Annotated in this window: 13 protein-coding genes; 9 read left to right on the forward strand and 4 right to left on the reverse strand. The window is 28.1% G+C overall.

Annotated elements, in window-relative coordinates; genetic code table 11:
• Nucleotides 1-21: 21 nt before the first annotated feature.
• Nucleotides 22-3453: an isopeptide-forming domain-containing fimbrial protein gene (locus tag KGF38_RS15200; RefSeq protein WP_074178988.1), complete on the reverse strand. Its 3432-nt coding sequence runs from the start codon at nucleotides 3451-3453 to the stop codon at nucleotides 22-24.
• A gap of 188 nt (nucleotides 3454-3641) precedes the next feature.
• On the opposite strand from KGF38_RS15200, the gene KGF38_RS15205 reads away from it, so the two are divergent.
• The 8 genes from KGF38_RS15205 (at nucleotide 3642) to KGF38_RS15240 (ending at nucleotide 17952) form a co-directional block, all read left to right on the forward strand.
• Nucleotides 3642-11723, forward strand: coding sequence for a DUF11 domain-containing protein (locus tag KGF38_RS15205; RefSeq protein WP_054269991.1), 8082 nt, complete (start codon nucleotides 3642-3644; stop codon nucleotides 11721-11723).
• Between the two features lie 351 nt (nucleotides 11724-12074).
• On the forward strand, nucleotides 12075-12959 hold the full coding sequence (locus tag KGF38_RS15210; protein ID WP_021384276.1) for an RNA polymerase sigma factor RpoD/SigA: 885 nt from the start codon (nucleotides 12075-12077) through the stop codon (nucleotides 12957-12959).
• Nucleotides 12960-13206: 247 nt separating this feature from the next.
• Nucleotides 13207-13377, forward strand: coding sequence for a hypothetical protein (locus KGF38_RS15215; protein WP_219673514.1), 171 nt, complete (start codon nucleotides 13207-13209; stop codon nucleotides 13375-13377).
• Between the two features lie 111 nt (nucleotides 13378-13488).
• Nucleotides 13489-15033 (forward strand): murein biosynthesis integral membrane protein MurJ, encoded by a 1545-nt coding sequence (murJ, locus tag KGF38_RS15220; protein ID WP_054269992.1) that lies wholly within the window; start codon nucleotides 13489-13491, stop codon nucleotides 15031-15033.
• A 35-nt stretch (nucleotides 15034-15068) separates the two neighbouring features.
• Nucleotides 15069-15728 carry a deoxyribose-phosphate aldolase gene (deoC, locus tag KGF38_RS15225; protein WP_054269993.1) on the forward strand — a complete coding sequence of 220 codons (660 nt, stop codon included), beginning with the start codon at nucleotides 15069-15071 and terminating at the stop codon, nucleotides 15726-15728.
• A 180-nt stretch (nucleotides 15729-15908) separates the two neighbouring features.
• Nucleotides 15909-16289: a GntR family transcriptional regulator gene (locus KGF38_RS15230; RefSeq protein ID WP_054269994.1), complete on the forward strand. Its 381-nt coding sequence runs from the start codon at nucleotides 15909-15911 to the stop codon at nucleotides 16287-16289.
• Nucleotides 16282-17157 carry an ATP-binding cassette domain-containing protein gene (locus KGF38_RS15235; protein WP_074178991.1) on the forward strand — a complete coding sequence of 292 codons (876 nt, stop codon included), beginning with the start codon at nucleotides 16282-16284 and terminating at the stop codon, nucleotides 17155-17157. Before KGF38_RS15230 ends, KGF38_RS15235 begins: the two co-directional genes overlap by 8 nt.
• Complete coding sequence (locus KGF38_RS15240; RefSeq protein ID WP_227832486.1) at nucleotides 17158-17952, forward strand: ABC transporter permease; 795 nt, start codon at nucleotides 17158-17160, stop codon at nucleotides 17950-17952.
• An 81-nt stretch (nucleotides 17953-18033) separates the two neighbouring features.
• Here the strand turns inward: KGF38_RS15240 and KGF38_RS15245 are convergent, their stop codons facing one another.
• From KGF38_RS15245 to KGF38_RS15255, 3 genes are all read right to left on the reverse strand, one after another.
• Nucleotides 18034-19359 carry an MATE family efflux transporter gene (locus KGF38_RS15245; RefSeq protein WP_227832487.1) on the reverse strand — a complete coding sequence of 442 codons (1326 nt, stop codon included), beginning with the start codon at nucleotides 19357-19359 and terminating at the stop codon, nucleotides 18034-18036.
• A gap of 392 nt (nucleotides 19360-19751) precedes the next feature.
• Nucleotides 19752-20399, reverse strand: coding sequence for a lactate utilization protein (locus tag KGF38_RS15250; protein ID WP_054269998.1), 648 nt, complete (start codon nucleotides 20397-20399; stop codon nucleotides 19752-19754).
• Nucleotides 20400-20695: 296 nt separating this feature from the next.
• Complete coding sequence (locus KGF38_RS15255; protein ID WP_054269999.1) at nucleotides 20696-21610, reverse strand: DUF2935 domain-containing protein; 915 nt, start codon at nucleotides 21608-21610, stop codon at nucleotides 20696-20698.
• 1320 nt (nucleotides 21611-22930) lie between these two features.
• Between KGF38_RS15255 and KGF38_RS15260 the strand changes: the two genes are divergently transcribed.
• Nucleotides 22931-24844 carry a diguanylate cyclase domain-containing protein gene (locus KGF38_RS15260; protein ID WP_054276456.1) on the forward strand — a complete coding sequence of 638 codons (1914 nt, stop codon included), beginning with the start codon at nucleotides 22931-22933 and terminating at the stop codon, nucleotides 24842-24844.
• Nucleotides 24845-24857: the final 13 nt, after the last annotated feature.

Raw genomic sequence — 24857 nt, forward strand, 5'->3', positions numbered from 1 at the left:
TACTCATGATAGAAGATATTTTTAACTAGGATCTATATTTAAAACTGTCTTACTTGGATATGGATTAGTTTGTGATGTAACAGTAATAAAAAAATCATACCTAACACCTAATGGTTGATTAGAAGGAATGACCGCATCTAGTTCTATTAATTTGCTGCTATTAGGAGGTAAATTTGTTAATTGAGGTAAAGTTGCTTGATAAAGTGTATTAGTAGGTACATCAGTTATTTTTGTACCATTAATGTACAGTGTATAAGAAATAGCTACTTTTTGTATAGTTATTGAATAACTGTCATAGCCTCCACCAGTATTTTTAAAATAATTTAATATAACTGCAGTATTGCCTGCAGGTGTAACAATATATGATGTTGAATCATCTATTTTATTAGCTGGATTTGGCAATAATGAAACTCCAGGGACTAAAGAGCAAGTTATAGTGTTACTTTGTTCACCACCATATATTTTAGTAGGCCATATATCATTATAATAAGAAATAGCAGTTGCCTGAGTAGTCATTGAAGAACCAGAGACCAACATTAATTGAGGTATTACTGTAAAAGTTACATATCCAGACATAGATGGACCTAACTGTGGTATTGAAATAACAACATTTTTTGTAGAACTATTATAGGTTGCATTACAGAATGAAGTTGTGTTTATAGAAGTAAATAAGAAATTATTATTTATAGGAATTTGTATAGTACCATTTACTAAATTTACTAAACTATTATTTTGGAATATAAGTAAAAATTGCATAACAGAATTAGTACTTATACTAGCAGTTTGGTTATATATAGTAGAAGTAGTTTTATCTGTTGCACTTAATGTCATTACTAAGTTTGGATGATTCACTGTTATAACTAATGTATTAGAAACTGTGGTATAACTACCACCTTGAATTTGTTGATATAGGCATTGTGCAATATTATTTTGTGTAGAAGTTAATGCACCAATACTCTTAGTTGCACTAATTATTCTACAGGTCATGTTGTAAGCTATTGTTTGTGATGATACTCTGGCATCTATTGTTCCTTCAGTAGGTAATGTAACTGTATAAGATGATACTGTTGGTATTATAGATACACCGTTTTTAAATGCAGAACCTACATAAGATTGGCCTCCATTTGGAAGAACATCCTTTACATATAGTCCATATGCAATGGTACCTTGAGGAATAGTCACTGTAATTGTGTAGGTTATTAAAGAGCCAACCTTAAATGTAGATGCGATATTACTTTTTGATACTATTATGTTAGCTGAAGAGATTTTAACTGATGCACTTTTATTAAGATTAGAATATTGGTAGTTATCTGAATAATCATCATATTCTTGAGAATATGGATTAGTATTAGTTGCTGTAGTGGTAATACTTACTCCTGGAGCCATGACTGAGCTTATAGTTACACTGTATGTTAAAGTGATAGATTGACCTGGAGCAAGTTTATCAATACTAACAATAATACTATTATCTTCAATTTTAATTTCATCATAACTACCTGTTCCATTAACTATTAAGCTATTTTTCTTAAGAGTAAACCAGTTAGATAAAGTATCATTAAGAGTAAAATTAAATGCATCTGTTTCTGTTCCTAGTGTATTAGTATTTTTTATAGTAACTGCATATGTGTAGATTTCATTAGATTTTATAACTGTTGTGTTAGGACCATTAACAGTCTTAGTTAATTGAATATTAGGAGTGCCTATATTAAAGTTTACTTGCGCACGATTGCTATAGGCATATCCATAGGTATTTATTCCTTTTAGTTTCATTAGATTAGCATTTTGGCCAGAAGAACCAAGTTGTTCTATTTGTACTTTAAAACTAATAGTAGCAGTAGTTAAGCCAGGTATATTTCCATAGAAGAAATCCACTCCATGGGGACTTATTAGTTTAGGTTGAGATACAGGATTATAACCAGTGTAGTTGTAAGTTAAGTTGGTTATAGGATTAGATGATAATGGGAAAAAGTCATCTATATAAACTTGTTTTTGAGTAGCTTGTAATGTAGATGCATTGTAAGTTAATAAATACTCAGCAAAATCTCCAGGAGCTAAAGAATTTATTGTTTTAGAGGTTCCATTTTTATAGTATCCTTTAACAAACTGTTTGGTAATTGTTCCTACACTTATACTTGAAGATACACTAGAATTATCAGTGGCTTGAGTTAATGAACCTACAAGAGTACCTGTAATATCAGTAGTTGAAGTAAAAGGATCAGAAGCTACGACAGGTAGATTTATGTTATTTGTATCAAATTTATAGGTATAAAAACTATTAATTTTTGCACTTATTGTTACAGTCTGTGTAGAGTTTTGTGGCATAAAAGCAAAGTTGTAAGTTAGATAATATCCTTTCATTGTAGAACTATTTGCCACTGATGTTGGATTAATAGAGCTAGATAGATAAAGGATTCCATCAGGTAACAAATAATGAACTAATACATTTTGTATATTGTAATATTGCCCAACCTTATATACATAGGTGTAAGTTACTGTATTTTGTATATCAACTATAGATTTACTTGTAGAAGTAGCTATTATCAAATCCATTGCTGAAAAACTAGTAGTACTGCTAGAACTGGCTGTTACTTGAGGGTTTGCTGATACCATACTAATGTACATATTCAATATAGTACCATGAACAATATAATTTCCTTGATTACTGTTATATTGATTCCATATTGCAAAATTAAAATTTAAAGTAGTATTGCTACTTACTGAAAGATTTACATTACTATAATAAAGTTGAGTATACATTTTATTATTAATACTAACCAAGTTAATAGTAGGAGTTGTAAATTGTGATGCATCAGTACCTAAAGTAGTAACATTTCCTATATATCTAATTCCATCATCTAATAGTATTGTTATATTAACTAAGGATGAAGAATTTGAATTATTATAAAACTTGCAAGTAGCAGTGCTAACTTGAGTATAATCATTTAAAGTGAGTAGGTTACCTGCACCTTTTAATACTTTTCCAGGTGTAGTAATAGTACTATTAAACATTATTGTTTGAAAAGACATAGCTATACTATTAGTAATTACTACATCACCTATATCATAGCTCCCTCTAGGCATAGTATCTGCTTGACAAGATACACTTATTCCAGAAAATATATATCCAAATGGTATTACAGTTCCATTTTTAAATTTAGTATTACACTTAACAGTTATACTAAAAGTGAAATTTACCTCCATAGGTGCAAGGTCTTTCATATTAATCCAAGAGTATGTGATGCTATTATCAGCATTTGTTATACTAGATGTTTGTGAAAAAGTAGATGTCGAAAGGACCAGACCATCAGGTATTGTAATAGTAAGACCTAGATTATAAAATCTTTGCACAGTGCTGAGATTTTGTATAGTAATACTAAAAGTAGAAGTATTTCCTATTATTATAGGAATCTTTTGAGTATTACTTACAATAATATTTAACATGTTTGAGTCCATTAAATCACTCCTTTAAGTTTATTAATAAATTATATTCAAAATAAATATACATATTTCGATAAAAAAATATTTGTTTTAATTAAAAATTTAATTTTTAGGAACTAAAAAATTACTACTTTAATATAATATACAGTAATTATTAAAAATGATAATGTAAAATTAAAAATATTCTTTGCAAGGAGGTAAACATGTCACTAACACCACGTTTTAAGGCAATAGATAAAGCTATTTTAGTGGGTACAGGAAACAGTTTAGTTGTATGTGGTAGTAGTACAGCTTTAACAGTAAATACATCTGATTTAATTATGCCTAATGGAACAACAACAAGAGATTGGACTAAAGCAGGAAGTTCTGCAAATTTAAATATATTATCAAACAGTAAAGTATTATATGCAGAGCTTGTTTGGTATTCTACAGTGACTAGTAGTGTATCAGGGGCGCAAAGTGTTAGCAGTATTCAAGATAGCGCAATAACTTTTACAACTCCACAAGGAATATATTCCATAATACCTAAGTATATGGATACTTATAATGGGCCAACAGGAAATGTTGATAGATACAGAGCTGCAGATGTAACAACATATGTTCAGGCAGCACTATCAGGAAGTTATACAGTATCAAATGTACCAATAAGTGTACCCTCTACAGGTCTAAGTAATACAAGAGCAGGATGGACATTAACAGTAATATATAGAAATGATTTATTTAAACCTCAAATGATTCTTTATAACTCTGGTATATCAGTAGCAACTACTAATACACCATTACAAATGACGATGTCTGGATATACAACTAGTACAGATCCATCAATGTTAAAAGGCAATATGTTTATTGCTTGTGCAAATGGTTCTCCACTTGATGGAAATGAATATGTAGAAGTGGGACCATCTTTTGCTCAATTAAGTAATGTTGGTAACTCAGTTTTTTCACCAAATACTAATCCTGGGACATCACCAAACAATCCAGAAAATAATTTCTTTAGTGGAGTAATAAATGTAGCAGACCCTACAAGCTCTAGTAATGGTTTACTAAATATTTCAGGAACTAATGCAACTAATAACAATGATGGGTTTGTACCTACACAACTTGTAGGAGCAAGAAATAAATGGGATATTGTAGATGTAGATATTTCAAATACATTAATTACAAATCAATCATTATTAGCTACTCAAATAACTGAAAGTGTATCTGGAGATGGAGTACAAATAGTAGCTTTTGCTACTCAAGTATTTGCTCAAGCACCTGATATTACAGCCTATTTGGAGCTATATGATATAGATGGTGATGGAGAATATAACACTGAGGTTGGAGAACAATTAGTATTTTCAGTTCAAATAAAAAATAATGGAAGTATTATTGCTAACAATGTTATATTATCTACAACTTTAGACCCATCAGTTAGCTTTGTTCAAAACTCAGTTATAGTAAACAATCAAACTATTCAAGGTGGAGATATTACAAAAGGTGTAAATATAGGAAGTATTCCAGCTTATGGGACTGCTAATGTTAATTTTACAGTTAAATCAAATTCATTGCCTACAACACCAGGCAATTTGATATATGATACTGTAAATTATAGTTACCAATTTACATCAGGTCAAAATACTATTACAAACAATGCAAATACAAATACTGTTCAAATAATGGTTCAAGAAGCTCTTTTAAATATATCAAAATCAGCTTCAGCAAGCACTGCAAATATTGGAGATACTGTAACATATACAATAAATATAACTAATACAGGTAACATAGTTGCAACAAATATATTATTCCAAGATAAAATTAATCGATATTCTTCCTTTGTTACTGGAAGTGTAACAATAGATGGTACAACAGATATAACAGATGACCCAACAGTAGGTATATCTTTACAAGATTTAGCGCCAGGAAGTAGCACACAAATATTATTTCAATCAAAAATAAATTCATTACCACCATCAACAAATATAGATAATTCTTCATGTGTAAGTTTTGGGTATAGGTATAATCAATATGGTTATATAAGAGAAAAGACTATATTTAGTAATCATACTAGTATACAAGTGGGATATGTAAATGTAATAGGCGAAAGGTGTAATAATAATAATTACCCTAATATTGGCGATACAGTAACTTATACTTTAAGCTTAAGTAATGTAGGAAATCAACCAGCTTCTAAATTTCAAATATCTGAGCCAACAATACCTGGAACTACATTTGTAAGTGACAGCGTTCAAATAAATGGAGTAGCTCAATCAGGGTTAAATCCTTTTACTGGATTTGTATTACCAAATCCTATAAATTCTCAAGCAACTACAAATATTAGTTATCAAGTTACAGTAACACAACTTAATCCAGCAAATACAATACAAAATATAGCTCAAGTTCCATTTAAGTATCAAATAACACCTACATCTAGTGTGGTAACTACAGAGCAAGATTCTAATATAGTTGATACTATAGCTAATTATGTATGTATGAATATTGTTGAAAGTGTGGATAAAGATTATGCAATAATAGGTGATACATTATATTACACTGTAAATATTACTAATAATGGTAATATTAATGCAACTAATACTATGTTTTTATCAAATATTCAATCAGGCACAACTCTTATACCTGGAACGGTTACAATTAATGGTGTGTCATATTCATCATATAATCCAAATCAAGGATTTCTTCTTGGAACAATATGTGCAAGTGATACTATAGAAGTAACATACCAAGTTAAGGTTAATTCAGTTCCTACTCCAAACATTGTATATAATCAAAGTGATTTAGTATATAGCTATCAACCAGACCCTAACAATAGTGAACTAAAGGGATCTATATATAGTAATACTGTACAAACAACAGTAAATCAAGTGGCTTATACAATTACAAAAACTGTAAATAAACACTACGCTCAGCTAGGGGATTCATTGGTTTATACAACGACTATTCAAAATACAGGAACAGTATCTTTAACAAATGTTGTATTCGCAGACTATATAGGTGTTTACATGAACTTATATCCAGAGACTGTATATATTAATGGAGTAAATTATCCATCATATAATCCTACTCAATCATTCCCTGTAGGAGATATTCATCCTGGTGATACTGTAATAGTTGTATTTGCGACTACAATAGTTGTAAATCCACCTGTTGGATATATACCAAACTATTCAGAAGCGGTAATAAACTATCAGGTAAATCCAACTTCGCCAGAAGTTACTAAGACTATATACTCTAATACAGTTGTAACCTATGATCCTGTAGGTTCACTAAGCTTAACAAAGAGTGTAGATAAAGCATATGCAACAGTAGGAGATACCTTAACTTACTCATTTACAGCTACAAATAATGGTACTGCTATTATATCTAATGCAACCTTTACAGATACTCTTCAACAAGAGGCAACTTTAGTAGCAGGTAGTGTAGTAGTGAATGGAGTATCAAAATCAAATTATGATCCAACACAAGGTTTCTCATTAGGGGTTATGAATGTTGGGCAAACAATAACTATTAGTTTCAAAGTGACTGTAAATAATACACCTTCACCAAATGTTATAAAAAACAGTGCAACAGCATCTTATAGTTATTATATAGATCCATCACAACAACCAGTAACTAACAATATAACAAGTAATACTGTTACTACAACAATCAATTCTTATTCAGCAACAATAACAAAAATAGTAGATAAATCTTATGCAATGCTAGAAAATACATTAACTTATACTGTTACAGCAAATAATACAGGAACAGTACCTTTAACAAATGTTAATTTGGTAGATATTATTGAAAATGGAGCTACATTTGTACCTGGTTCAGTTGCAGTAAATGGTGTAAGTACAGGATATTCAAATGTTAATCCTAACAATGGATTTACTATACCTAATATAAGCCCAGGTGGTAGAACTATTGTAACTTTCCAAGTTACAATAACTAGTATTCCAACACCACCACAAATAAACAATACTGCTAGTATGAACTTCCAATACCAATTAAGTCCTACAGGTCAATATATTAGTGGAAGTTTAACAAGTAATACAGTTACTACAAATATTGTAACTATGTCTGTTACTAATACAAAGACTGCAGATAAAAGTTATGCAACCTTAAATGATACAATAACTTATACTTCAGTAATAACTAATAATGGCAATGAAAGTATTGTAAATACAACGTTCTTAGATATAATACCAAGTAATACAACTTTTGTAATAGGCTCAGTTATGATAGGCTCAACAGCACAATCATCTTATGACCCAAGTAAAGGTTTTTCATTAGGAACTATTGCAGCTGGAGCATCTGTAACTATAAGTTTCCAAGTAAAAGTAGCTAGTGTACCAAGTAGTGGATACATTACCAATACTTCAAATCTAAGCTATCAATACACTGTTGGAACAGAGAGTATATCTTCTAATACGACAAGTAATGCTACTATAACTTATATTAACTATGGAAATATAGCTGTTACTAAATCAGCAGATAGAACTATTATAAAATTAAATAACATAATAACTTATACTGTAGTAATAGCTAATGTTGGAAACGCAGTATTAAAGAATATTAACTTTACAGATATCATTCAAGTAGAATCATCTTTTGTTTCAGGCTCTGTATATATAAATGGAACTAACATGTCAAGCTATAATCCAAATATAGGATTTAGCTTAAATGATATACAGGTAGGACAACAAACTACAGTAAGGTTTGAGGTAACTGCCAATTCAATACCAACAAATAATGAATTGTTAAATACAGCTACAATAGATTATTCTTACTATGTTAATCCTACTGGCAGTGCAATAAATACAAGTGCAAGTTCTAATACGACTACTATTTATGTTTATGATACTATAATATCAGCAGATAAATCTGTAGATAAATCAATAGCTAAAATAGGAGATACTTTAAACTTTAGTATAACTATTACTAATGATGGTAATGTCAATGCAACAAATGTACAGTTCTTGGATATCTTGGACTCTAATATTAAGTTAGTAGCAAACTCAGTTTATATAGATACTACTCAACAAACTGGCGCTGACCCAAGTCAAGGGTTCTCTCTACCAAACATTGTTCCAGGAACACCTGTAACAGTTAGTTTCCAAGCAACTGTACAGACTAGACCGTCAGGCAATATTATCTACAACCATGCTACAATAACTTACGATTACACAAGTGGAGAAACTTATACTGGTATTCAAATTAAAACTAATACTACACAAACTTATGTTGCAGTAGGTGAATTAACTCTTACAAAATCAGTTAATAAAACTTATGCTACTGAACCAGATAGCTTAACTTATGCAGTAATAGTTAAAAATACAGGCTCTGTAAACGCTACAAGTTTAAACTTTAAGGACTTAGCACCAGCATCAACAGTATTTAATATAAATTCTGTAGTAGTAGATGGGACACCACAATTAAGTTATGACCCAACAGTAGGATTTAGCTTAACTGATTTAGCGCCTAATCAATACCATACAGTAACATTTAGTGTTAATATAACTTCTATACCTACAAGTGGAGAAGTAGATAATACAGCTTCTACAACTTTTAATTATCAGTTAACACCATCAGATAATCAACAAACAATGACTGCTACTTCTAATACGGTTAAAACATATATACAATTAGGAGTATTAACACTTACTAAATCAGTAGATAAGACATATGCAACTATAGGAGATACATTAAACTATTCAATAACAATCAATAACACAGGTAATGCAAACTGTACTAATATACTATTTAAAGATATTATACAATCAAATGCTCAGCTTATAAGTGGCTCAGTAGTAGTAAATGGAATCTCTCAACCTAATGCTGATACAAATGCAGGATTTAATATACCAGATATTGCTGGATACTCAAGTGCAACAGTAACGTTTTCAGTAAAAGTTAGTACAATGCCATCTACTGATAATATCTACAACACAGCTACAGCAAATTATGGATACTATATAAATCCATCTAATCCACTAGTTACAGTTCAAAGTACAAGTAATACTGTGTCTACAGCAATAAATGTAGGTTCATTATCAGTTACTAAGAATGTAAATAAAGCATATGCTACTATAGGAGATACAGTGGCTTATACAGTTACTATTGTAAATACAGGTAATGTAGTAGCTAACAATGTTAACTTTAGAGATGTGATACCAAATGGATTGACTTTTATTACTAACTCAGTAAGTATAAATGGAATATCATACTCTGGTTATGACCCATATGCTAGTTTTACATTAGGAAATATTGCTCCTGGTGCTACAGTGGTAGTAAGCTTTAATACTACAGTGACATTATTACCAAATCCATCATTGATTAGCAATATAGCAAATGTTACTTTTTCATATTTAATAAATCCATCAGAATCATATATATACTCTCAAGTTAGCTCTAATACTGTACCCACTCAAATAAATGTAGGATTAATAACTCTAACAAAGAGCGTAGATAAGTCATATGCAACTATGGGTAATGTCTTAACATATACAGTAGTTGTAGCTAATACTGGAAATGTTGATGCTAAAAATGTAAATTTCCTTGATAACTTACAATCAGATGTAACTTTTAATAGTGGAACAGTAACTATAGGAGGAACACCTTATACAAACTATGACCCAACTCAAGGGTTTACTTTGGGTACGATACCAACACTACAATCAGTTACAGTACAATTTACAGTAACTGTAATAAATAATCCGACTCACGATTCTGTAATAAACTATGCTATAGGAACATTTAACTATTATGTAAATCCAAATGGATCTCTTTATAGTAGTTCTTATCAGTCTAATACTACAAGTACAATAATAGTTCAGCCTAGTTTAACTTTAACTAAGAGTGTAGATAAGTTATATGTAACTTTAAACAATACATTAAATTATAGTGTATTAGTTAAAAATACAGGAAATACACCTATATCTAATATATTATTTACAGATTTCTTATCAAATGGAGCAACATTTGCAAATGGAACTGTAATAATAGATGGTATAAGTTATGCAAACTATAATCCAATAGGAGGATTTACTTTACCAAATAATTTAGTAGCTGGGAATACCTCTTTGGTTCAATTCCAAGTTACAGTAAATAGCACATTACCAACACCACCAATAGTTACCAACTATGCAACATCAAGTGGAAGTTATAATATAGGCTCAACTCCATATCAAATATCAGCAACATCAAATACTGTAACTACTAATATTAACTTGGGGCAATTAACAAATACTAAGACAGTTGATAAGATGTATGCTAAGGTGGGAGATACAATAACGTATACCTCAACTATAGTAAATAGTGGTAATGTTATTTCAAATAATCTACAATTCTTAGATATATTACAATCATCATTAACTTTTGTTACACAAACTGTAACAATAAATGGAGTAACTTATCCATCACTAGACCCAACCGTTGGATTTTCTTTACCAAATCTGGCTCCAAGTCAAACCGTAATTGTAGGATTTAGTGCTAAGATAAACACTTTACCAACACCATCATATATAACTAACACTTCACAAGTTCAATTTAGTTACTATATATATCCTAATGGGACACCATTGACTTACACTCAACATAGTAATACAGTAACAACCAATGTAGTATTAGGTAAGATAAATGCAGTGAAAATGGTAGATAAATCAATTGCAACAATTGGAGATATACTAACTTATACCATAACTTTGACAAATGTAGGTAATGTTATAGATAGTAATGTAATGTTCCAAGATACTCCTTCAACTGGTGTAACATTTAATGAAGGAAGTGTAGTTATAAATGGAGTAACAAATTCATCAGCAGACCCAACAAAAGGATTTAGCCTTGGAAGTATTGGAATAGGTAATGTTGTTACAGTGGTATTTACAGTAATAGTAACTTCAGTTCCTTCTACTAACCAAGTAATAAATCAAGCTGTAATACCATTCCAGTATGTTATTGATCCAAAACAATCATCATACAGTGATACAGCTTATTCTAATGCTGTAGCTACTAATATTGCATATGGCAGTTTAAGTGTAAATAAGTCAGTAGATAAGAAATATGCAACAATAGGAGATATAATAACTTATACTGTTAAAATAGTTAATAATGGTAATATTAATGCTACTAATGTAGTATTTCTAGATCCAACGCCAGCTAACTCAGTATTTGTTTTAGGATCAGTAACTATAAATGGAGTAGGAGATAAAACTCTTAACCCATCAGCTGGATTTAACTTAAATATTATGGTTCCTGGCCAAATAATAACAGTTATTTACCAAGTTCAAGTTGTAAATTTATGTTAGTGAAATAAAATAGATTATTTTAGCCCCTTAAAGATAAATCTTTGAGGGGCTATTGAGTATATTAAATGGTTATGAGGTAGCAACCTTTTCTAGTGCGATAGCCCCTTTTTTAGACATATATCATTCTAAAAACTAAGGATATAGCAAGATATAATAAAATAAATTATATATATGGGGAGGATATTGGTGTTAAAAATAGAATAGTATTATAGGTATAGTTTTTATAACTTTGTATACATAATATACAAAACAACTTGTTTGAGGAAGGGGATATTATGTAATTGTAGATTATGTAGATTTAAATTATTTATTTTTGTTTTAGCAAATTCTATGAATAGAAGGGGTTTGATTATGGATACTAAAAAAGAAAATAATTATGAAAATTATATTTGTGTGGGTTCATCAAATGTATCAAATGCGATGAAAATGTATTTAAAGGAAATTGAGGAATACAAAATGTTGTCAGCAGGAGAAGAGGTAGAGCTGGCTAAGGAAATAATCAACTCATCTTCAGTAGCAAAGGAAAAGTTTATAAATTCAAATTATAGGTTGGTAGTGAGTATAGCAAAAAGATATAAAAGAGACAGTATTGATATGTTAGACTTAATTCAAGCAGGAAATATAGGACTTATAAAAGCAGTAGAGAAGTACGATTATAAAAAAGGATACAAATTTAGCACTTATGCAACTTGGTGGATAAAACAAAGTATAACAAGATATATTGACGATTGCGAAAATACTATTAGAATACCTATACATCTTCATCAAAGAATAAATTTTGTAAAGAAAAAGAAACAAGAACTTTTAAATGTATTATTAAGAGAACCAACTGTAGAGGAGATTGCAGATGCATGTGGTCTTGAAGTTGATAAAGTATTGGAATTATTAAGAAGAGATAAAAATGTTGTATCTTTGGATACTCCATTAAAAGAGGATGAAGATAGTAGTTTAGTTGAATTTATACCATCAGATGCTGATTTTAAGGATGTTGTGATACGAGAAGTTGAACAACATAATTTAAAAGAAAAAATAGAAGAATTGCTTACAGGTCTTGGAGAACAAGAACAACAAGTTTTAAGAATGAGGTTTGGGATTGATGATGATGACCCTAAGACATTAGAACAGATTGGTAAGGTATTTGGAGTTACTAGAGAGCGAATAAGACAAATAGAAGCTAAAGCAATAAGAAAGTTAAGACATCCAAGTAAGTTAAAACAATTAAAGCATTTTTATTAATATTTTTAAAGAGAATATAAAAAAGTAGGAGAAAGACTCTCCTGCTTTTATTTTTTTATAGAAGATAGTAGTTATAAATAGTAACTATTTTCATTTTTTATTTTTGTAAATGAATAGTTATTTAGTAAAAGTGATTAAAATTTTTCAAAATAGATAAAATATGTTAAAATATAACTTAAAAAAGATGATAAAAATGATTATATCTTTTCCTTATGTGGAGATTATTAAGTTATAAGAAATTAATAAGATGAAATTTAGAGATATAACCAATATAAGTGTTTTTGTTTTACCAGGATTAGAAAATGATAACTCCATTTCTGTGGATTCAATTAAATTTATACTATTAGACTTAAATTACAAATGTAGAAAATGTTGTAGAAATAAAAACATAAAGACAGTGTTATTTACGATATATTAAAAAATAAACACTGTTATTATCTTTGTAAAATATGGGAATAATAGATTAAATTGTATGTAATAGGCTATCTTTACTGAATTAAAAGAAGTGGGTTAGAAGTGGAGTGATAAAATGAGCAAGGTGGCGAAAGCGACTTTTTATTTGATGATAGTTACTGTAATCTCTAAGATTCTTGGAATGGGTAGAGAATTAGTGCTATCATCAATTTATGGTACAGGCTTATATACAGAAAGTTATTTAACAGCTATGAATATACCAAATATTATATTTGCAGCAATTGGCACTGCTATAGTTACTACTTTTATTCCTATGTATCAAGAAATAAGTAGTAAACAAGGTGAAAAGCAAGCACTAAAGTTTTTAAATAATGTTTTAAATATAATAGTTGGTATATGCATAATTGTTGCTATATTAGGTATTATTTTCTCAAAGCAACTTGTAAGCATATTTGCTATAGGATTTGAAGGAGAGAGATTTTTACTTACTGTAAAATTTACTAAAATATTGATAACAGGAATAATATTTATAGGTATTACTAGTGTTATGTCAGCATTTTTACAAATTAAAGAAAACTTTATCGTAGTTGGATTTGGGAGTATACCTTATAATATAGTAATAATTATTTCAATAATGTTAAGTACAGTATTGGGACCATACATACTTCCAATTGGTGCTGTTATTGCTATGGTAGTTCAGCTACTTTTTTACATGTTTTTTGTTAAAAAAACAAACTACAAATATTTATACTATCTAAATTTTAAAGATGATAGCCTTATTAAATTATTGTCATTACTTTCACCAGTATTTATAGGTGTTGCTGTTAATCAAGTGAATTCATTGGTGGATACAACGTTAGCCTCTACACTAGTTAAAGGTAGTATTCCTGCACTTACTTATGCAGATAGATTAAATGGTTTTGTTACAGGGACATTTACAGCTTCAATAGTATCTGTTATGTATCCGATGTTATCAAAGTTAAGTGCAGAAAATAATCAAAAGAAATTTACAAGCTCGGTTAAATCTAGTATAAATATGATAATAATCTCTATGATTCCCATTTCAGTTGCATCCATTTTCTTTGCAACTCCTGTTGTTAGAATCATTTTTGAGAGAGGGGCTTTTGATGCTAGAGCAACTCAAATGACAGCTACTGCTCTAACCTTTTATGCAGTTGGTATGACTGCATTTGGTTTAAGAGATATTTTAGGGAAGGTATTTTATTCATTACAGGACACAAAAACACCTATGGTAAATGGGATTATATCTGTATGTGTAAATATAGTGCTAGATTTGATTTTAATAAGACCAATGGCTCATGGTGGTCTTGCACTTGCAACTAGTTCATCATCAATCGCATGTATATTATTACTTTTCTGGAATTTAAAAAGAAAGGTTGGGTATTTTGGTCAAGATAAAATAATAAAAGCAACTTTGAAATCTTTAGTTGCATCTTTTATTATGGCTATTTTATCATACTTTACTTATAAATTTGTATTTGGGATTTTGGGATTAGGTACATTTAATGAATTTATATCATTAACTATTTCAGTTTTAGTTGGAGGAGGAGTTTATACATTATTAATGACTATTTTTAAAGTTGAAGAAGTCGACATGATACTAAATATCGCAAAAAGAAAACTGCATTTAAAAAGGTAGTTTAATTATATTAATCACACATTTAGGAGGATTTTATGAAACATATACTAAAAACGGTAGACCATACCATTTTAAAAGCGACCACTACATGGGAAGATATTAAAATTTTATGTGATGAAGCTGTAAATATGAATGTAGCATCAGTTTGTATACCACCTTCATATGTAAAAAGAGCTACAGAATATCTAAATGGGAAAATGAAAGTATGTACAGTAATAGGATTTCCTCTGGGATATCAAACTACTGCTACAAAAGTATTTGAAGCAAAAGATGCTATTGAAAATGGAGCAGATGAAGTTGACATGGTTGTAAACATTTCAGATATAAAAAATAAAGATTATAATAATATAGAAAATGAGATAAAAGAAATAAAAAAAGTTATTGGAGAGAACATCTTAAAAGTTATTATAGAGACATGTTATTTAGATAAAAATGAAAAAATAAAGATGTGTGAGATAGTGACAATATCAGGTGCAGATTTCATAAAAACATCTACTGGAATGGGAACAGATGGAGCTACCTTAGAGGATATAAAACTTATGAAAGAACATGTTGGAAAAAATGTAAAGATAAAAGCTGCTGGAGGAGTGAAATCAATTTCTGATGCAGAAAAATTTATAGAAGCAGGAGCTGAAAGGTTAGGAACTAGCTCGATATGTAAGATATTAAAGAATGAGAATATAACAGAGTATTAAAGCTTTGAATTTATTGATAACTAGTAAGGATTAAAATTTAATTATGAATATACTAAATAAAAAACAGAGGAAATTTTTCCTCTGTTTTTTATTTAGTATTGACAGATAATCTTTTTCAAGATAATATAAGTTATATAGTTAGTTGCTTGAGTAATTAACTAATAAAGAAAGGAGGAACCTATGAAATTAGTATTAAACAATGAAGAACCTATATTTATTCAGATAGCACAAGCAATTGAAGATGAGATATTATCAAATGGGATAAAAGAAGAAGAACAGGTTCCATCAACAACAGAGCTTTCAAAGCTTTATAAAATTAATCCAGCTACAGTGTTAAAGGGAATAAATATACTGGTTGACAAGAATATTCTATATAAAAAGAGAGGTATAGGGATGTTTGTATCAGAGGGTGCAAAAACTATTATAAAAGAAGCTAGAAAGGAAAATTTTAAACATAACTTCATAAAAAATCTACTTCAAGAAGCTGACAAATTAGAAATAAATAGAGAAGAATTGGTTGATATTATAATCAATTTCAAGGAGGATATAAGATATGAATAGTTCTATTAAAATAAAAAATTTATCTCATAGTTTTAAAAAACAAAAAGTTTTTAGTAATATGTCTATAAATTTTGAAACAAATAAGATATATGGTTTATTAGGTAAAAATGGAGCTGGAAAAACAACACTGTTAAACATAATAGTAAATCAGTTAGTTCAAAATGAAGGTGAGATAGAAATATTAGGAAAGAACTTAAAAGAAGATATAGAAGTATTGGAAGAAGTTTGTATTGTCAGAGAAAAAGAATTTTATAGTCCAGATTTTAAAGTAAGTCAGATATTTGAGTATTCTTCTAATTTTTATAAAAATTACAATAAAGGATTAGAAGAAGAATTATGTAAATATTTTGATTTAAATACTAAAAAAAAGTATAAACAATTGTCACGAGGAATGAAAACTATACTTTCAAATATAATAGGGGTTTGCTCTAATTCACCTATAACTATATTTGACGAGCCAACAATAGGTCTAGATGCAGTAAACAGACAGGAATTTTATAACATAATTTTAGATAATTATATAAAAAATCCAAGAACGATAATAATATCAACTCATTTGATTGATGAAATAGATGACTTATTGGAACATGTAATAATATTAAATGAGGGTAAAATTATTATAGATGAAGAAATTGATGCTATAAAACAAAAAGCTCATTATATTACTGGAAACAAAGAGGAATTAGAAAAATTAGAAGCTATAAGAAATATAAAACCTAAAAAGACATTTGGGAATACAGTTGCTTATTTTTACTATGGCGATTTCAATGAAAATGATGAAAAGGTGATTAGAAATTCAAATATCGATGTAGGATACATAGGATTACAAGACATGTTTGTTAACATGACTAAAAAGGAGGGCTTATAAGTGAATGAATTAAAACCATATATAAAATTTTTTAATAAAAATACTAAGTTATATATAATTACATTTGTAATTATGGGAATTGTTATGAGTATTTTGCCAGTAGTTACTCTTAAGGTTTTTGGTGAGGTATCTAAAGATAATCTATATACAGCTGTGAATCCTATTTCAACATATCTGACTATACTGATATTTGTGTATAGTATAAATATGGTAAATAGAGATTTTTCAGGCGCTTTAAGTATAAGAGCAAATAGAAAAAGTTGTATAAAAGCTATTGTGCTGAATTTAATTATTTTAAGCTTTATAATTTCTATTGTAGGTATGGTTTTGATTTTTTTATCAAAGTTATTTATAGAGATTATAACAGGTTATAGTGTAGACCTGTCAGTTATACTAAGAAAAGATATGATTTGGACATCTATATCTGCACTAATAGAGCCAACAATATCAAGTGTGCCACTAACTTATTTAAACTATTTTGTACAAATATGTATAAATGAAATATGTATAGGTTTTATAGGAGCATTATTAGGTGCTTTTACGTATAGAGTTAGAAAAGCTAGCAGTGTTGCTATATTGATAGGATTACCTGTACTAATCATAATTTATATAGTTAATTTTGCAACTAAAAATATTAACAAGATACTTATGTATTTAGAAAAGATTATTTATTCATTTCAGAATCCTTTTATTTTATTAGGAACAAAAGTAGGAATTATAGTTATTTGTATAATATTTATAATTTTATTGCTTAGAAAGGCACCAATTAAAGATTATGCAAATGACTTATTATAAATAAATTAAAACCTGCCCTAAAATCAAATTTATAAATTTGTATTTTAAGGTAGGTTCATTTATTTTAATAAGTATATATTATTAATAGTTATATCTACTTTTATATTTTTTTATAAGTGGAATAGATATAAATATGGTTAGAATTTCAGCAAATGGGACAGTAAGCCATAATCCAGTTAAGTTCAACATAGGAGGAAGAATTACGATTCCTATGATTATAAAAACAAAGGCACGACTAAAAGATATAATAGCTGAAATTTTTCCATTGTGAAATGCTGTAAAAAAACCTGACGCAAATATATTTATACCAACAAATAAAAAAGCAAAGGCAAATATTTTTAATCCGTGTAAAGCTAAGTCAAATACTTCGTTACTTGGACTTACAAAAACTTTAACAATAAGTGGTGCGAAAACTAAAGCAATAATAAACACTAAAATAGATGAAACAAATATGAATTTTAAAGAATGTTTAAATGTTTCTTTTAATTTATCACTATTTTCAGCACCAAAATTATAACTTATCAATGGAGATACTCCAGCAGCAAATCCTAGATAAACTGATGTCATTAAAAAATGAGCATACAAGACTATAGTAAGAGCTGCAAGTCCATTTTCTCCTGCTATTCTTAAGGCAACTATGTTAAATAAGAAGGTTGTAATTCCTGTAGATAACTCTGTAACCATTTCAGAAGAACCATTTATCATAGTATCTCTTATAAGTCTAAAATCAGTTTTTGGCTTTCTCAGTTTTAGTGTAGACTTACTTGATAAGAAGTAAATAATACCTAAAATGCAAGTAAAAATAATACCTATAGCAGTTGCAACTGCAGCGCCTAAAAGGCCCATTCCAAAACATTTGATAAATACATAGTCTAATATTATATTTGTTACACCACCAATGACTGATAGAAATAAACTAAATTTGGAGTTTCCATCAGTTCTTATAAAGTATTCAAATATAAACTTTAAAATATAAAATGGTGTACATAAAATCATAACTTTACCATAAGTTATGCAATAGGGTAGTAATTTATCTGTTGCTCCAAGTAAAATAGATATTTCTTTTACAAAAAAATAAGAGATTACTGTGAATAAAACCCCAACAATCAATGAAAACAAAACTATAAAAGAAAATGTAGAGTTGGCCTCATCTTGTCTATTTTCGCCCATACGTATAGAAACTATAGCTCCTCCTCCAGTTGCCATCATTATTCCAAATCCACAAACAAGGTTGATTATAGGTAGTACAATATTTATACTAGCAAGAGCATCTGAACCAACTAATGTTGATACGAAGATACCATCTATTATTGTGTATAAAGATATAAATATCATGGATATAATTGCAGGAGAAACAAATTTTAGAAATTCAAAAGTAGTGAATTTTCTTGTAAATAAATTTTCCATAAATTTTACCTCCTTTTATTACTCTCTATATATAATAAGCTATATAGTAACTATATAGTCAAGAAAAACTTTGTTTATACGATAAGTGGCTCTAAATCAACGGAGAGCTATATAGAAATGAATTTGTATTTGACAATTGATGAACTTGTATTAATAAGAATAACTATACTATATTAATAAAACTCAATTATGAAAGATATTGATTTTGCAAATAAAAAAGAACTTAATATTATATTAGAGATTGTAAAATTTAGAGATAATTATAAAAACCAAATTCTTTGCTAGCTTCTTGTGGTAGAATGAAAGTTTTATAAAAGAATTTTATTCTACCACTTATATGAGTAAGTTATTTAATTTAGTTCTTTATAGAGTTGATTAAATATATGTATATTTTATAGACCTAGATTTTCTCCTACCAATATTACCTTTATTTTGTTTGCTGGACGACTTATTCTTGTAGTTACCATATATGCGCAACAACTTTCAGAGCTTGTACAATCCATACAACTTCCATTGATATAACAAGGAGTGTTTACATCTTGAAAACGTTGTACAACTGCTGGAGCAGCAATTGTTCTAGCTCTTTGAACTGCATCATCAATATTTTTAACAATTTTATTCATACCAGCTACAACTATAACACTTTTTGGACCATATATCATTGCGGCTACACGATTTCCGTTTCCATCAATATTGAAGAGTTGTCCATCTTCACTAATTGCATTACTACTCATCAAAAAAGTATCACATAGAAGTGCTTGACGCATAATTTCTATTCTTTCCTCTGGAGTCTTTGCTAAATCTCTATCGATGACTTTGAATCCTTTGTCTCTAACAGCAGTTTGTACTCCCATTTCTTTAAGCGTTTCAGAGCCTCCCCATGATACTACATGATTTTGAGGAATCAAATCTAAAATTTGTTGTAAAGCATCATTCTTAGTTTTACAGTAATAAGCATCAAAATAACGTTTTTTAAGAGATTTAATGATATTTGGTCCTAACTTATCATATCGTTTTTCCAATGGTGTTTGTCTTATCATACTAAAATCACTCCCATATTTAAATTTTAAGATTATAACCACAAATTATTAATGTAGTTATAATATAGTTATAACATAAATATTTATTTAGGATAATATTTACTATCAAAATTTTAATAAATCATTACATATATATACTTATAAAAATATATTTATCAAAAATAGAGTTATTAATTATAGATGGTTAGTTTTTCATAAATAAATGATTTGAATTATATAGAATATAAAAAAATAAAGGTACGATTTATGTGTACCTTTATTTTGATTAAATAGATAGAGATTAAAAGAAATTATAATTACATATTTTTATAACTTTCCAATATTCTAATATAGTGGTTGGCTTCTCTTAATACATGGTCTGCTAAAAGTGGTAATATTATAGACCTTATCTTACATTCTTCTATTCCTGATGTACCAGCTTCTTTAAAATCCTTAAATTCAACAGTTTCATTTAATGTTTCATCTGTAATACTTGCTACATCAGTATCAGTCATTTCATTTGTTTTTTCAATTAATTCATTAAATTTTATAGCAAATTCATTTGCAGTATTTATTAGTTCGCTTTCAGATGGGTCGAGTAATCCTCTCATAAATAGTGCGTGTTCCATCATAATATGGTCCCAGAATAATTCTATTTCTTTGAAATTTTTTAAATCAATATCTACTTTATTTTCAAGGTCAATTACATAGGAACGATACAAGTTTGCTTCATGTATTATATGTTCAATAAGTAATGGATAGTTTGAAGTGAACAAGGTGCACGATAGTACTCCATCTAAAACCCTTTCTTTTAAATTAATAAGTCCATCAAGTAATCTTATTGCATCAGAGTTAAGCTGAGCTACATAGTCTACTAAATCTTGACCAACCTGTGGGTTTACACCACTTTGTAGGTTTAATTCTCTTGTAGTTAAGTTTTGATTTATTTCTATTCCTGTAAGTTCTTCAGTTTTTTGTTCTGCATTCAATGTAAGAGTAGTTACAATCTCTTCTGAATATAATATATCAGGTCTAATTATACCATTACTAGCACTAACAGTATATGATAATAAATCTTCAAATTGTTTTTTATAGTGGTCAGCTTCCATAGCAAGATTATAATCTTTATGTGTAAATCCTGCCTCTAGAAAAAGAGAATGTTCTTTCATAATTCTTGCAAAAAATAAATGTAATTCTAGTGATAAAATAGCATACTTTTGATTATCTATCATAATTTCCTCCCTTTAGAAAGTATCTTATTTATAATACTTTATTCCTAATATTTAAATTTATGTATATTAGGGATAAATTAACTAAATTTTAGAACTGCTTTTCACTAAGCTATAGTATTTAAAGGACTGTTATTTAGGCAAAAATAATCAAAAGAAGTATTTTATAAATAAACATAAAGACAACTATATAATAATTTTTGTTATCTGTTTTTTTAAAAAAAGATTTAAAGATTTATTGGGCATACAATTTAGTTGTTTAGTAAGTGTCAGTATATTACTTATAATAATGAGGCAAGTAAATATTAAAGTATACCAATGATTCAATTTTAAGTTGTAAAAAAAGAGGATTTAGGTTACTTGTTTTTCTTTTTAATAAATTTATACTTAGATTTTAAGTGAATTATATATTTTTTGTTTAAAACTCTCATTAATTAAGGCATGAGAAATTATTATTATTTAAAAAATATTTTATACTAATTACACTATAAAAAACAATAAAAGCGTGAGTTTACTAAATTATGGGTAAAACTTCAAAAAGAATAATATATTAGATATAATTATATTACTATGTTATAAAAAAATCATTGGATTAATTAATTTATGACATTTTACATATAATTTGCTATAATATATTTAACTTTGAAACAACAATAAATTCATTGTATAAATTACTAAAAACAAGTTGAGATAAAATTTGAAAAATAAAATAGATTTTAAGATATAAAAAATATTTTTATTATATAATATGGTTTTAGGTTGAGTGTAATTTGGGTTTATAAGCTATTTTATTGTTAGTAGTATGTAAATTATTAAAAATAAATACAATAGTATTTTAACATGAGTTAATCTAAATAATAATGAATAAGTTGACAAAATTATTGAAAACTTTTTGGAGGAAAACTGGAATACTAGAATTGGTAGCTGAAAAAGATTTTTGGATATATTCAGAAATTTCAGTATAATTAGTGATGATGACAGTTGTAACTGTAAAATTTTAGTATACATCAAGGCCACAATAGAGGGGATAAGTAAGTTTTATAATAGGTATCACTACCCTAAAATAAATAGGAATAGAAACAATAACTATCATCCTTTAGCTAAATAAACATGGCTTAGTACAAAATAATAAAGAACCCAAGTTTAATGCCCCTCTTTTTTATACTTGAAAAGTTGAGGGTATATCTATTTGGGTGTGAAAATAATTCCTGTAATTTATAGAATAGTAATATTCCATACAAGGATTATAAAATAAAGATTAGAGAAGAACAACATTTTCATACATGTTTGTGCTTGACCAAAGTGAAAGGAATGATAAAATATATGAAACTAAAAAATGCACTCAGATTAGCTTTTATTGTATTAACATTAATACCTATTATGATTGTTTCAGTTTTATTATATAAAAGTGGTTTTGAACTATCAAAAAAAACTTATGCAAATAATTTAAATGAAAGTATAAATGTACAAGGAGATTATATATCTCAAACAATTGAGTCAGATATAATTTATAATAGTAGTTTTGCTAAAAAAACGTTGAATAAATATAATGAAAATAAAAACAAAGAGTATTTAATAGAAGCTTTTACCTCCTATCTAGATATTACTGAAGATAAAATTATGGCTAGTATCATGATAGATAAGGATAATAAATTGATTTACAGTACAGGTGAAAAAATAATAGTTGATAAGATTTATAATCAGGTACCAAATAAAATAGAAGATGAAAAACAAAAAGTATTAGAATTTAATCTATCACAAAATTCATATAGTTTGGGAATTTTGACTCCAGTCTGGATTAATGGTGAATATATAGGAAGCATGATTTCAGTTTACAATGAATCTTTTATATTTAAGATTATTAGCAGTTATTACGATATAAGTGATACTGCAACTTATATTTGTAGAAAGAATGGTGAAACTATTAATTATAAAGGTTATTATCATAGTGAAGATAATCAAATCATTAAGATTGAAGATGACTTTTCGAAGAATTCTTTTGGACAAATTGAATCAAAAATAGGAGAAGAAAATACCTTTGGATATTATAAATCAATTCATAATACTCCTTGGTATTTAGTAATTCTAGTGGAGGATAGTTTAATTTATAATTTTACAAATCAATTTATTTATATTTATATTATAATCATTACATTTATATTTATTGCAGATATTTTGTTGGCATTTTATTTTACAAATAGAGTAGTTAAACCAATAATAAGTTTAATCAAAGTTATGGATGAATATCAGAATAATTTAGATAGAGAAATTTTGGATAATGAAAAGAATGCAGGATATTATGAAACAAAGTATCTAAGAAAGAAATTTTTTGAGTTGATGAATACGGTATCATTAGCTCAGCACAACTTTAAGGGGATTTATCAGTTATATCAATCAAATGATATGAGAGACATTAATATTGATATCGATGTAAAGGAACAAAAGATTTATAGTAATAAAGAAAATTTTACTGAATTGTTGAATAGAATTGAATTAGATGAAAATGATTGTGTTATAGAAAATTTTGTAAAATGCTTTTGTAAAGAAGACGAAAACAAATTACGTAGTATTTTTGAAAATATGAGGGATAAACACCTTGCAACATCAGTTGAGGTAGAAGTCTATACTTCACATTTGAATCAAAGATGGTTTCATGTAGTTATTGTACCTTTATATGAGGATAGTAGACTTTCTCGTTTATTTATACAGTTACGTGATATTAGTGGATTTAAAAAGCAAGAAATTGAATCTAATAAACAAGCTAGGAGAGATTCTTTAACAGGGTTATATAATAGACTTGGACTTATGGATTATGTTCATGATGGTTTAGAAAATAACAGAAGTAAAATGTATGGAATTTTATTTGCAGATATGAATTATTTCAAGTTGGTAAATGATCGCTTTGGACATAGTGAAGGAGACAGGCTTCTTATTCAGATAGGAAATGATTTATTATCAATTGTTAAGGATTACGGAATTGTTTCAAGATTAGGTGGGGATGAGTTTATAGTTTTGCTTCCTATTACTTCAGAAAATGATTTAACTGACATAAAGTCAAAGATTGAAGAAAAACTAATTTATAAATATGAATATGAAGAAGAACAATTTATTATTTCTGCTAGTGTAGGAAAAGCAACATGGGATAGTGATTCAACATCAACATTTGAAGAATTATTAAAACAGGCAGATGAATCTATGTATCGAGTAAAGCGACAATTAAAGGCAAGCATCAAATAAATTATATTTAGAA

Origin of the sequence: Clostridioides sp. ZZV14-6387 (assembly GCF_020657835.1) — a bacterium.
In the GTDB taxonomy this organism is placed as follows: Bacteria; Bacillota; Clostridia; order Peptostreptococcales; family Peptostreptococcaceae; genus Clostridioides; species Clostridioides difficile_A.

Excerpts from the sequence above, each read along its gene's own strand:
- KGF38_RS15235 (WP_074178991.1), top strand. The coding sequence starts at position 16,282 with ATGAATAGTTCTATTAAAATAAAAAATTTATCTCATAGTTTTAAAAAA.
- KGF38_RS15210 (WP_021384276.1), top strand. The coding sequence starts at position 12,075 with ATGGATACTAAAAAAGAAAATAATTATGAAAATTATATTTGTGTGGGT.
- KGF38_RS15250 (WP_054269998.1), bottom strand. The coding sequence starts at position 20,399 with ATGATAAGACAAACACCATTGGAAAAACGATATGATAAGTTAGGACCA.
- KGF38_RS15260 (WP_054276456.1), top strand. The coding sequence starts at position 22,931 with ATGAAACTAAAAAATGCACTCAGATTAGCTTTTATTGTATTAACATTA.
- KGF38_RS15255 (WP_054269999.1), bottom strand. The coding sequence starts at position 21,610 with ATGATAGATAATCAAAAGTATGCTATTTTATCACTAGAATTACATTTA.
- KGF38_RS15205 (WP_054269991.1), top strand. The coding sequence starts at position 3,642 with ATGTCACTAACACCACGTTTTAAGGCAATAGATAAAGCTATTTTAGTG.
- murJ (WP_054269992.1), top strand. The coding sequence starts at position 13,489 with ATGAGCAAGGTGGCGAAAGCGACTTTTTATTTGATGATAGTTACTGTA.
- KGF38_RS15200 (WP_074178988.1), bottom strand. The coding sequence starts at position 3,453 with ATGGACTCAAACATGTTAAATATTATTGTAAGTAATACTCAAAAGATT.
- KGF38_RS15245 (WP_227832487.1), bottom strand. The coding sequence starts at position 19,359 with ATGGAAAATTTATTTACAAGAAAATTCACTACTTTTGAATTTCTAAAA.
- KGF38_RS15215 (WP_219673514.1), top strand. The coding sequence starts at position 13,207 with ATGAAATTTAGAGATATAACCAATATAAGTGTTTTTGTTTTACCAGGA.
- KGF38_RS15230 (WP_054269994.1), top strand. The coding sequence starts at position 15,909 with ATGAAATTAGTATTAAACAATGAAGAACCTATATTTATTCAGATAGCA.
- deoC (WP_054269993.1), top strand. The coding sequence starts at position 15,069 with ATGAAACATATACTAAAAACGGTAGACCATACCATTTTAAAAGCGACC.